Genomic DNA, 12,555 nt, shown 5'->3' with positions numbered 1-12,555 from the left:
ACCCAAAAGTGAGGTTACACCTCTGGGCACTAAAAACATCTGTTCTTCCCAAATATATTGACATATTGACTTTTCATGACGTAAACCCATGAATAATTCGGGTTAAATACTCTTAAAAATACCTATGTAAATTTACTACTACAGGTATTTCCCATCCATTAAATAATTCTGAACATAGTCTTCTACACCTTGCTCTAATGTGTGGAATCCTTCAGTATATCCTGCTGAAACCAATTTATTAATCTTTGCCTCCGTGAAATATTGATATTTATCTCTAATATCGGCAGGAGTATCGATATAGGAAATATCTACCTCTCTATTCATCGCATGGAAGGTGTTTACAGCTAAAGATTTGAATGTTCTAGCTCTCCCTGAACCTACATTATACAATCCACTTTCTGGACGTTTCTCCATCAGGAAGACACAAATATTTAAGACATCTTTTACATAGATAAAATCTCTTTTTTGCTCTCCATCATCATACTTTTCATTGTGGGATCTGAACAATTTTAATTCTCCAGTTCTAGTAATTTGGCGATAAGCATGAAGCACAACAGAAGCCATTCTTCCTTTATGGTATTCATTTGGTCCGTATACATTGAAGAATTTTAGTCCAGCCCAAAATGGTGGTTTAATGTGTTGTTGTAAAACCCATTTGTCAAAGTCGTTTTTAGAATCTCCGTAAGCGTTCAATGGCTTTAAATCATTTACCACTCTATGATTATCGTCATAACCATGTTCTCCCAAGCCATAAGTAGCTGCAGAGCTAGCATAAATTAGAGGAATTCCGTACTGCGTTGCATATCTCCAAACATCTTTTGAATAATTCAAATTTAAACGATCGAAAATCTCCTTATCAAACTCTGCTGTGTCTGTCCTCGCACCAATATGATAAATAAATTTAACTTCCTCGCCATGTTCTTTCAACCATGCTATAAAGTCAGCTCGATCAATTCTTTTAGCATACTTCTTTCCTACAAGATTGTGTTCTTTATCGTCATTCGAAAAGTCATCAACTATAACTATACGTTTAATACCTATCTCGTTTAACTTACTAACCAATCCACTTCCTACAAAACCTGCAGCACCTGTTACAACTATCATAATTACTTTAATTTATAAAGGTAAATATACAAAAATGACATGTTTATAAGCTACAATTAAACATAAAAAAACCTCATACTAGCGCATGAGGTTCAGTAATAAGATATTTCCTATTATCTCGAGAGCGAATGAACGCTAATTTCGATAATAAAAAATCACTATTTAGATTAATTTAAAGGGGCACCCACCTTTACAGCACAATCATGTCCTGGCTCTCCGTGAGGAGGATTTAGCTTTACAGGGCTATTCATTGGAGAATTATTAATTGGTGCACCGTTATTACTTGGAGCAAGATTTTTAGAAGAAGAAGGAAGAGGATCACCTACCTTAACTGCACAATCATGACCTGGTTCTCCATGAGGAGGATTTAGAGTGATTGACCCGCCATTACTCCCTGTATTCATATTTATAGGAGTGTTTGGTTCTTTCGCTTCCACTTCAACTCCATCCATTGTACCTTTTTTAGATGAATCATCATTAATCAAAGCTCTAGGAGCATCTTTTACAGTTTCACTACCTTCATCACTTCCCACTGTTCCTGCTTCATTGTTATTACATGAAGAAAAAATGATTAATGCACCAGCACAAAGAAAAAGAGATGTTTTTTTAAGAATTTGAATTGCCATACTTGTGTTTTTTTTTGTTTTATAGTTAATGGGCTAAGTTATAACAAAAAGATGTGACATCAATGTTTTTTGACATTAAGTGAAAAAAGCTTGGACAAATGACATTCGCAGGTAAACCAAAATCCTTTCCTAAGTTCATCCTTAGTCTTAAGGGCGCCTAGTCTTGGTTATTTCAAGGACACACAAAAAAAGCCCCATACATTTGTATGAGGCTCTAATTTGTATTATTTCTAATTGAAAAAGTTCAACTGAAAAATCTTATTGAACAAATTAAGCATTGCTATCTTGAGCGATCTTAACGTACTCATCATAATCAACTTCTTTTTCGTCTAATTTAACCGTTTCTTTGAAGAATTTCGTCATTTTTTCTTCTGCCAACATATCATAGATTTGTTGTGCTTCTTTTTGATTCGTCAAGACTTGTTGAGCCGACTGTGTCAATTCAGCATCCTCTGGTGCAGGCATTCCATACTGTGCATATTGATTTACCAATAAGCTTTTAGTATAATTCAATGCTTCTTCCTGCTCAACTTTCATATCGTTGCTCTTGAAGATATTATTTTGTATCAATTGCCATTTCAAACTACGTGCATAATTTGGGAAATCTGCTTCAACCTGCTCCATGGTTAGTGGCTCTTTTTGGGAAGCCAAGATCCATCTTTTCAAGAAACCTTCTGGCAATTGAATATCCGTCTTTTTAATTAAATCATTAGAGATTCTTCGTGTTAAGATTTTCTCACTGTCTTTTTCAAACATTTGCACTAAGTCAGCCTTCACTTTCTCACGCATTTCTTTCTCTGAAGAAACCTCACCTTCCCCAAACAGTTTATCGAACAACTCTTGGTTCAATTCTGCTGGTTCCATAATTTTAACCTCATTGATTGTTAACTGAAATTTATCAGAGATAGACCCTAATTCACTTTCTTCAATTCCTAACATAGAAGCTGTATCTTTCCCTCCTCTAGAAACGTTTGCAGGATTTACAATAACAACATCCCCTGCTTTTTTCCCAATCAATTCTTTCTTCAATTTATCATCCTCGATAAATTCCATAGAAATCGTTGAGCTATTCATGACTCCACCTTCTAAGATTTCACCATCCTCATTGAGTTCCACAAACTGACCTAAAACCATGTCTTTTTCACCCACCTTTTCGCCAGAAACAAGTTTTCCATAGCGACGTGTAAGATCCTCTAGTTGCTTATCAACTAGTTTCTTGTCTACTTTTACTTTGGTATACTCGTACTTATTTCTTCCTGAAATCTTTACATCTACTTTAGGTGAAATTCCGATTTCATAAGTAAAAACGAATGTATCAGGGTTATTGAAATCTCCTTCTACTTCGATATCATTTTTAGGCAATGGATTTCCAAGAATTTCAAACTCTTGTTCATCAACATACTTAAAAAGACCTTCGCTTACAATTCTGTTCAATTCATCACCCAGTACATTTCTACCGTGTTGTTTCTTGATAATTCCCATTGGGACTTTACCTTTTCTAAAACCTGGGATACTTGCTTTTTTTCTGTAATCAGCTAGTGCTTTATCAACGTTTGTTTGATAGTCGCTTTTTTCAACTGTCACTTTCAATAATGCGTTGAGGTCATCAACGTTTTCCTTTGTAATATTCATATTGATGGAAATAAAGTTTACTTAATACTAAAAATCTGTAAGGGCATAGTTCGAAATAACTGCGAGCTTGTATATTACAGACCCTAAAAACCAAATAGGGTTAAACAAAAAATGGTATAAGCTTTATACTCATACCACTTTTAATTGTGTGCGGATGGAGGGACTCGAACCCACACGCCTCGCGGCACTAGATCCTAAGTCTAGCATGTCTACCAATTTCACCACATCCGCATTTAAAAAAATTCTACCAAAACGTTATTTGGTATTTTCTCAACTTTTATAATCAAAAGCGAGTGCAAATCTAAGTATTTTTTCTTTAACTAAAATTCTTTTTATTAATTTATTTTAAATATTTTCTAAAATAAATATAAAACACTTTGATAATCAATAAAAGAGCATCACTTCTTATAAATTAAAAACGCGATTTTTCATTTAATAGACTTTTACGGGAAAATTCTATCTACTCATTAAACTGCAAAATATCTTTTGAATTGAAACCAATTGTAATGGTATCCGCGATGTTTGTATCCTGCGTCATTACCGTTAACTGCTCTCCTGAATCTAGTTTTAATAAAAGTTGAATTGAATCCCCAAGCACAATTTTCTTCATCACTTGTGCATTGGTAATATAATCACAATCAGAATCCATGGCTGCGGGATTCACTTTGATTTTTTCATTTCTAATGGCGTGGCAGCATTCTTCATTTAAAGGGCAATGAAAAGCACTTTGAATATTTTTGTTAATCCTTACGGTATTTCCGAACAAAGAGGCCACATATAGCGTGTTTGGCTTAACATATAAATTTGCCGCTGCATCTTTTTGCACCACCTTTCCATGTTGCAGAATGAGAATTTCATCCGCCACAGAGAGTGCATCTTGGGTATCATGGGTGACAAAAAGGACCGTTACATCCGTTTTTTTAATAATATCAAAAACCTCATTTCTCAGTTGTGTCCTCAACATAGAGTCAAGATTACTGAAAGGCTCGTCTAGAATCAACAAGGAAGGTTCTGGAGCTAATGCTCTTGCCAGTGCAACCCGCTGCTGCTGTCCACCTGAAAGCTGATGAGGGTAGCGTTTACCCATTTCACTCAAGCCTACCAAGTCAAGCATTTCTTGTGCTCTGTTTTTTTTGTTTTTAAGTTTTGAGATACCGTACAAAACATTATCCAAAATAGTAAGGTGGGGAAATAATGCATATTCTTGAAACACCAACCCGATCTTGCGTTTTTCAGGCTGAACAAATTTATTCATCGACGCTATTGTTCTCCCATCCAGCAAAATGCTACCGGAATCTGGTCTTTCCAATCCCGCAATCAAGCGAACCAAGGTGGTTTTTCCACTCCCACTCTCTCCTACTATAGCACATACATCGCCAACTTTCAAATCGAAAGTTACATTTTCCAAGGCATAACTCTTACCTTTATCAAAGCTTTTGGAGAGAGAATCAATTTTGAGCATTGTTATTTTTTAATCAATAATTTGTTTAGAAAAATCACTGGAACCATTGCCGTAAATATAATGAAAAGCGATGGAATCGAAGCCTCCATTACCATTTCATCACTAGCATATTCGTAGGCTTTCACTGCTAAAGTATCGATATCGTAAGGTTTTAGGATAAGTGTTAATGGCAATTCCTTCATAACATCAATAAACACAAGGATTACAGCACTAAACACCCCAGTTTTAATTAAAGGAAACTCAATTTTAAAAAAGGTTTTTAAATTCCCCACTCCTAGCACTTTAGAAGAATCAGGTATTGAGCTAGACACTTTCAAGGAGGTGGATTCAATTGGATTGTATGCTACCGCAAGAAAACGAACGGCATAAGCATAAAATAATGCAATCAATGTTCCATTTATAATCAGGCCTGAATCTACCCCAAATTGACCCAGAACATCTATAATCCACTTATCTAACGCTATAGTTGGAATCATTATTCCGATAGCTATAACTGCACCAGGAATAGCGTATCCTAATACACCAACTCGCGCAACATTTTTAATAAAACGCAAAGCGCTCCATTTTGAAAAGTAAATCAGCAATAAAGCAAAGAACACAGTAATGAATGCCGAAATTATTGCTATCCCAAAACTTTGGAGGGAAACAAATAAAAATTGCAAATCAAAAACAGTTGTTGCGGTTAAAAAAGCCCAGTAAAGAAGTTGTGCCACTGGAAGAACAAAACCTAGAAAAACTGGAATAAAGACCATGATAAAAATAAGTCCTTTCTGTACCCCAGAAGATTCCTTTCTTTGAATCTGTGTGCTGTTAGACTTAGAAGAGCTAAACTTAATTTTCCTGACTTGCCATTTTTCGAATAATATAAGCGCAAAAATTATTATGATGAGTAAGGCAGAAAGATAAACTGCCGTTTCTGGTTCTTCTAAAGAAAACCAAGACCTAAAAATACCTGTTGTAAAAGTATTAACACCATAGTACTTTGCTGCTCCATAATCATTCAACACCTCCATCAAAACAAGTACTAAGCCTGCAACAATTGCCGGTCTGGCCAGAGGTAACATCAACTTAAAGAAAGTTTTTCTTTCACTCACACCTAACATCTTGGATGCTTCTAAAAGATTATTGGCTTGATTCAGGAAGAACGCGCGTGCACTAACATAAACGTAGGGAAATAATGAAATACTTAAAACGAAAGCTAAACCCGCTCTATTCATAATGTCCACCCGAATGAACTCTATATTCCATTGTCGGAATAACAAATCTAAAGTTCCACCATAATCAAAAATCCCTGCATAGGCATAACCTACGATATATGAAGGAATTGCTAAGGGAAGTATAAGCAACCATTCTAATTGCCTACGCATCGGAAATTCAAATCTGGAAACAAACCAAGCGGAGGACACTCCAAAGACCAAAACAAGAACACTGCAAAAGAACACCAAGAACAAGGAGTTCAAAATGTATTCTGGCAATAAGTATTTAACAATGTGACTCCAAGTTTCCCCAGGACCAGCAAATAATTCAACACCAATAAAAATAATTGGCAGTGCTAAGAAAAGAACGATGGCCAGTGTAAATACCGACCATCTATTATTGTCTCTTAAAAATCTTTTGATCCTTGACTTTAAGGAAAAAGTTTCGCTATTACTTCCAGCCTGCTTCATCAAAAATTAAAACTGCCTTTTTATTATTTTCTCCTAGTTTGTTCAACCCCAAAGTATCTTCCTTGAATTCACCCCAAGCATTAATATCAGCAGTTGGTGCAACACTCTCTAGAATTGGATATTCGTAATTTGCATCTGTAAAGATTTGTTGAGCATCTTTGCTTACCAAAAATTCTATAAAACGAATGGCATTTTCTTTATTAGGAGCATATTTAGCAACACCTGCACCACTCACATTTATGTGCGTTCCACGTCCTTCTTGGTTAGGTGAGAACAAACCTACTTTTTTCGCGGTAGCCACCTCTTCGGCATCTGCCGAGTTCAACATTTTACCAATGTAGTATGAATTCACGATTGCTAAATCTCCTTCCCCAGCAACCAAAGCCTTCACTTGGTCTCTATCATTTCCTTTAGGTGAGCGTGACATATTTGCAACGATTCCTTCTGCCCATTTTTTTGCAATAGCTTCACCGTCATTGGCGATAATAGAAGCCAAAAGGGATTGATTATAAATATTAGAAGATGATCTTACTAAAATTTTCCCTTCCCATTTTTTTGAAACTAAATCTTCATATGTTGAGAGTTCTTCCGGCTTTACTCTATCTAATGCGTAAGCTATAACCCTTGCCCTTTTCGTTAAACCAAACCATTGATTATCGACATCCTGAAGATGGCTAGGGATTGTTTTCTCTAAAACATCGGACTGAATACTTTGCAAAAGTCCCTGTTCCTTCGCTCTTCCCAATCTTCCGGCATCTACAGTGATTAGAACATCCGCTGGAGACTGTTTTCCTTCCATTTTCATTTTCTGAATCAACTCATCAGCGCTTGCATTAATCACTTTTACTTTGATTCCAGTAGATTCTTCAAACATTTTGAAGATCTGTTGATCTGGCTCGTAATGACGATGAGTATAAACGTTTACAATTTGTTCCTTAGTAAGCTCTACTTCGGCTGAATTGTTTGAAACTTCTGCATCGCTACCACAGGCTGTAAGCATTGAAAAAGCAGCAATGGCAAATAATATTTTCTTCATCTCTATTTTTTTATTGTAGAAACGCAAATATAATAATTTAGAATGGATATGAATAAAGCAAATTGTGTATTTCAGTAAATGTCTTTTCCTAACAATTCTTGACAAACATGACATCTCATTTATTCCTTCAACTTTAAATTAGAAAGCAAAATACCTAAAACGGGTTATTTAGATTTAGTCTAAATAGAGTAATTTTGTCCTTTTACATAATTAATTCTTGATTGATCGAAACAGAAGATTTTTTAACCCAAAATATTTATAATTCTGACAGCTTTCATTCCAGAAATTATTTACCTACTCAGCATTATTATAGTATTTAGCATTAGACAAAACGAGAGAATTGAACATTAATCAACTTAAATATATTACCGCGATAGATCAGCACCGCCATTTCACACGAGCAGCTGAAAGTTGCGATATTGCACAGTCAACCCTAAGCAGGGAGGTTCAAAAACTTGAACAAGAACTAGACGTAATCATTTTCGACCGGAGCAGAAGCCCCGTTGTTCCCACCCAAAAGGGAAAGAGTTTAATTCTCATTGCCAATAAAATCCTCACAAAAATTGAGACTTTTGAACTGACCGCCAAACAGTTGGACAATTCCAAAGCTCAGAGTTTTAATTTAGGAATTTGGTCATGCATCGCCCCATATATTTTGCCCACATTTCTAGAGTCTTTCACTCAAAAATATCAAAATATTAACCTAAACATAACTGAATTGAACCTTCAGGACATCCAAGAAAAATTCAACGAATTAAGATTAGATGGCTGTATACTACCTGACTCAGTTCAAAAACCTGGGTTCTACCAATCACTATTATATGAGGAGACATTTAAAATATATAACCATTCGCAACCAAAAAACGGCTTAGAGAATAATAGAGGACTAATACATATTGATTTAAAAGGAGCATCCGAAAGCCTCTTAGTAAATGAGAAAGCTAGTAATTTAAAACCTAAAAGTTACCCGTCTTTGACTTATCAAAAATGTTCTATTGAAACCATAAGGAAAATAATAGAATACAATGGTGGGATAAGCGTATTGCCTGTGTCATTTCTTAGGGACAAAGATAAAAGAGAAAAAAGGAAAGCATTTTTTGAAAAACCATCTCATAAAATAAAAATAAACTTTGTCACCCCACGGTTTTATGAAAAAGAAGAGATTATTCAATCAATAAAAAAAGAGTTTAAAACACTCTTTTTAAGTGAGAAAAAAGAAATATAGAATACAAATCGTTTTTGACGATACCTAGCATCCGCTTTTGTTATGGGTTGGAATTAATCAAATAACTATTTTTGATTTAATCTAAATAAAAATAACAAAATGAAAAAGATTACATTTTTAATTCTAACACTTCTTGCTAGTTCATCCCATTCGCAAAGCTTCGATGAATATTCAACACTTGATGGCGTATACTATGGTACATCATTTTGGGTAGAAAAGGAAAACTCTATTACGCACGATGCCGTTGTAGTTGGTTACAATGAAAACTATGATCAATTTGCTAGCACTTATGATGCTCAATATTCAGGATATGCTTCCACACAGCAAACAATATCACCACTTGGAATGGCTACTGGTGATACATTAGATGCTAATGAAGATGGAAGAATGGACTTCATAACAGCTGGTATTGATACCACCAGCAATGCTGTAATAAATTTGTATACCCAAAATACAGATGGTTCTTTTAATGAAACGACTCTCCCAATGAATGGAATATCTAACGGGAAAATCAAGACCGGAGACTTAAATCATGACGGTCATGCAGACTTCGTAGTGATGGCAATGTCAAGCGGGTCGAACTATATAGCAAAGCTGTAGCTTGGAGATGGCCAAGGAACTTTTATTGAATCACCAGTTCCATTTTTTCCAAACATATTTGGAGAACTCGTTTTTTTCGATGCCAACAACAACGGGTATACTGATGTCTTAATCACAGGCTTTAGTCAGGCATCCGCTCCTAAGTCTACGCTATATTTTAATGATGGAGCAGGCGGTTTCGCGGAACACGTGAACTCAGGTATTGGAGATGCTTACTTCACAGGATTAAGCGCTGGTGATTACAACAATGATGGAAATATAGATATTTTAATGTCAGGAATGAATGCGTCGTTTATGGCATATACGGCGATTCTACAAAACGACGGAACAGGACACTTCACAGAGATATCTACTAGCACCTTTGAACAACTTTATTTCGGGTCTGCAAACTTTATTGACTATGACAATGACGGCGATTTAGATGTTTTCATTACTGGGACAACAATGAACTCTATCGTCCATTCAAAATTATATACCAATAACAACGGGGTCTTCACAGAAAATACAGCAATAAGTTCAATCATTGATAATATTAATATAAGTTCATCTAATTGGGCTGACTTTGACGCAGATGGTGATTTAGACTTAATCATGAATGGATATGATGAAAATGCGAATGTAATAACTAAAATTTACCAAAATAATCATACCCAGGTTTGTATTCCTAATTTCACCAACTACACCCAGGAAAACGCCATAACCAATGTACGCTTTAGAGAGATTAATAAAGACTCACCTGACAGCATAGGAACTCCAACGTACGAAAATTTTATTTCAATTTCCACTCCTATTCATAGAGGAGAACCTCATACAATCACTGTAACTGGTTATTCCAATAATTACCCCAGTGATGTCACAGTATACATAGATCTCAATCAAAACACAGACCTTACGGACAGTAATGAAGAATTTTATCTAGGCAGGATACCAGCTGGAAATAATTTAGACTCTATAAGTGCTACAATATATATCCCAAGTAATGCAAATCTAGGACTATTGAAAATGCGAGTTATCAAATCTACAAATGAAAATGCCATAGTAGAAACAAACGCTTCGTCTATAATTAATTCACCTTGTGCCCAAAATCTGTTGTCAGGTCAAGTTGAAGACTACACGCTAAACATTAAAGAACCGCCTTACTGTCCACTACCATCAGATTTAACATACAATATTAACACAGACCATAGTATTGAAGTAAATTGGACAGAACCAGTAGATCTGAATACATTTACCGAATATAATTGGAAGTTAATGAATACAGGAGATGACCCATTGATAAACAACGCCGTACAAACGGGGAATGCAAATCAAGGGATGGACTTCATAATTCTAAATGGAGTACCTGGAGGAACATACGATTTTTACATTTCGACAAATTGCGGAACAGACTTAAGCAACATGGCTCAAATCACATTAGAGATAAGTTATTTAGGCTTAACACAAGAAGTAATGGAAACTATTATCTATCCAAATCCAGCATCCAACCAAATCCAAATAAAAAGCCAGTTATCCTTAACATTAGTTGAAATATTTAATAGTACAGGAAAACTGGTTCTGCAAAATGTGTTCACATGGGACGAAGAGCAACTGGACATATCTTCACTTCAAGAAGGACAATACACCATTAGACTTAGTAATAACAATTACACCGTTACCAAAAAACTGATCATTACAAAATAAAACAATTAACACATGATTTAAGACCCGATTACTGCCAATAATCGGGTTTTTGCATTGGTAAATTAATAATTTACTCATAGATCAATTAAATTTCTACTGATTTCAAATCAATTACTCCCTTAAAACCAAACACAATCTTCGAAAGCAAAAGACAACATCACTTTAGTTGTGCCAGAAATAGATGAAATATAAAATGTAGAGCCACTTATAGAATTATTACAAAAGTAGAAAGCATTTGTCAAAACAAGTGAATCCTAAAATAAGTATTTCTTCATTTCTCAAGATAAGACATGTTAGCTTTCGACAATAGGAGCGATAATTTCAATAATTCAAACAATTTAAACGGTAATTATATAGAGCTTTAAATTTAATGCAACGGACGGAAACCAACAGGGGGCAAAAGCAAAGTATTTACCCGCAAGCTTAAAAAATTACAACTACCTCTTAACAAGGAAAAGCTTAAACAATTAGATTTTTCATGATTACAATGGCATTTACTGCTAAAGTTTGACATATAAAAGAGCATAGATGACCTATACTTGATTTAGCTAACACAAAATTCACAAGTGTCCCATTATAATCAGCACAAACAGCCTTAACCTGTTAACATCATTGTGATTACCGGTTTGTATAGAGCGAACGGACTTGAATTTTTAGTTATGCATTAGATAAAGCTGAAAAATTATGCATCATGATAATTACGTTTTTGCCCGACTATGCTCATTCTTAAACCGAAGTTGATTCAATTGTGTTGTTTCCAAATATAACGGTAAAAAATATGCAAAAACACTATCCTTATAGGAAGCAACTTCTTTCCTGATGTTTAGCCAATTATCTAATTGATAAAACTTTAAAAACCTGATTGTTGAAGTTGATGCCCAACACTCAAAATCTTATCATTTGGGTTTAGGCAGAAACGTTTAAAAATCATCTTCATATAAACCTAATCAAGACAGGGATTACCACCTAGTTGAGGAATATGCTAATTATTTGGTAAGCGAAGAAAGGAGCGAGTGTCTAAAATCCTTAGCCTTGAAGCTAATGTAAATGCTTTTGAATCAACAACGATAGATATATACTTATCCATATTATGGCGGGCGAAATTCACCAAGAAAAAAAGAGGTATTAAAATGCATACATTATTTGATGTAGAAACACAGATACAGATATTTTTCCATATTTCATCAGCTTCTATTCACTACTCTACGGCAATGAAACCAATCCAATATGAGACAGGTTTATATTATATATTTGATTTTAATAGGACACTAAAGTGCGCGAATATCATTACAAGATGCCTTTTAAGAATCATCAAATAGCGCCATTCTTTATTGTTAGAGCAAAGAAAAATCTATGATATAAAATCATTAAATGGAAACCAAGGATGCCCATAAATGCAAAAAACCTCATACATTTCTGTATGAGGTTTTTAAAAAGTGGCGTCGTCTTACTCTCCCACCCTTAAAAGGGCAGTACCATCAGCGCAAGCAGTCTTAACTTCTCTGTTCGGAATGGTAAGAGGT

The 12,555-nt window shown here is 35.0% G+C and carries 9 protein-coding genes, 1 tRNA gene and 1 rRNA gene; 3 read left to right on the top strand and 8 right to left on the bottom strand.

Annotated elements, in window-relative coordinates; genetic code table 11:
- Positions 1–138: 138 nt before the first annotated feature.
- The 7 genes from rfaD to DIT68_RS14570 all read right to left on the bottom strand — a co-directional run bounded on the left by rfaD (position 139) and on the right by DIT68_RS14570 (position 7,527).
- On the bottom strand, positions 139–1,104 hold the full coding sequence (rfaD, locus tag DIT68_RS14600) for an ADP-glyceromanno-heptose 6-epimerase (protein WP_109360563.1): 966 nt from the start codon (positions 1,102–1,104) through the stop codon (positions 139–141).
- Positions 1,105–1,271: 167 nt separating this feature from the next.
- Positions 1,272–1,730: a hypothetical protein gene (locus DIT68_RS14595; protein ID WP_109360562.1), complete on the bottom strand. Its 459-nt coding sequence runs from the start codon at positions 1,728–1,730 to the stop codon at positions 1,272–1,274.
- Between the two features lie 270 nt (positions 1,731–2,000).
- Positions 2,001–3,362 (bottom strand): trigger factor, encoded by a 1,362-nt coding sequence (gene tig / locus DIT68_RS14590; RefSeq protein ID WP_109360561.1) that lies wholly within the window; start codon positions 3,360–3,362, stop codon positions 2,001–2,003.
- Between the two features lie 149 nt (positions 3,363–3,511).
- Positions 3,512–3,593: transfer RNA gene (locus DIT68_RS14585), tRNA-Leu, on the bottom strand.
- Between the two features lie 229 nt (positions 3,594–3,822).
- The gene (locus tag DIT68_RS14580) at positions 3,823–4,824 is read right to left on the bottom strand and encodes an ABC transporter ATP-binding protein (protein WP_109360560.1); all 1,002 of its coding nucleotides are present in this window, start codon (positions 4,822–4,824) and stop codon (positions 3,823–3,825) included.
- 2 nt (positions 4,825–4,826) lie between these two features.
- On the bottom strand, positions 4,827–6,491 hold the full coding sequence (locus DIT68_RS14575) for an ABC transporter permease (RefSeq protein ID WP_109360559.1): 1,665 nt from the start codon (positions 6,489–6,491) through the stop codon (positions 4,827–4,829).
- Entirely contained in the window at positions 6,472–7,527 is a 1,056-nt protein-coding gene (locus DIT68_RS14570; RefSeq protein ID WP_109360558.1) for a Fe(3+) ABC transporter substrate-binding protein, read from the bottom strand. Before DIT68_RS14570 ends, DIT68_RS14575 begins: the two co-directional genes overlap by 20 nt.
- Before the next feature lie 340 nt (positions 7,528–7,867).
- On the opposite strand from DIT68_RS14570, the gene DIT68_RS14565 reads away from it, so the two are divergent.
- From DIT68_RS14565 to DIT68_RS14555, 3 genes are all read left to right on the top strand, one after another.
- Positions 7,868–8,752, top strand: coding sequence for a LysR family transcriptional regulator (locus DIT68_RS14565; RefSeq protein ID WP_109360557.1), 885 nt, complete (start codon positions 7,868–7,870; stop codon positions 8,750–8,752).
- A gap of 99 nt (positions 8,753–8,851) precedes the next feature.
- A complete protein-coding gene (locus DIT68_RS14560) occupies positions 8,852–9,352 on the top strand; it encodes an FG-GAP repeat domain-containing protein (protein ID WP_109360556.1) in 501 nt (166 codons plus the stop codon).
- A gap of 24 nt (positions 9,353–9,376) precedes the next feature.
- Positions 9,377–11,032, top strand: coding sequence for a T9SS type A sorting domain-containing protein (locus DIT68_RS14555; protein ID WP_317133916.1), 1,656 nt, complete (start codon positions 9,377–9,379; stop codon positions 11,030–11,032).
- 1,434 nt (positions 11,033–12,466) lie between these two features.
- Here the strand turns inward: DIT68_RS14555 and rrf are convergent.
- Positions 12,467–12,555: ribosomal RNA gene (gene rrf / locus DIT68_RS16720) — 5S ribosomal RNA — on the bottom strand; the annotation flags it as partial.

Source organism: Brumimicrobium oceani, from assembly GCF_003143775.1.
GTDB classification, from domain to species: Bacteria; Bacteroidota; Bacteroidia; order Flavobacteriales_D; family Crocinitomicaceae; genus Brumimicrobium; species Brumimicrobium oceani.
Note: the sequence above shows the minus strand (reverse complement) of the source record. Positions and strands in the feature narration are given on the sequence as shown.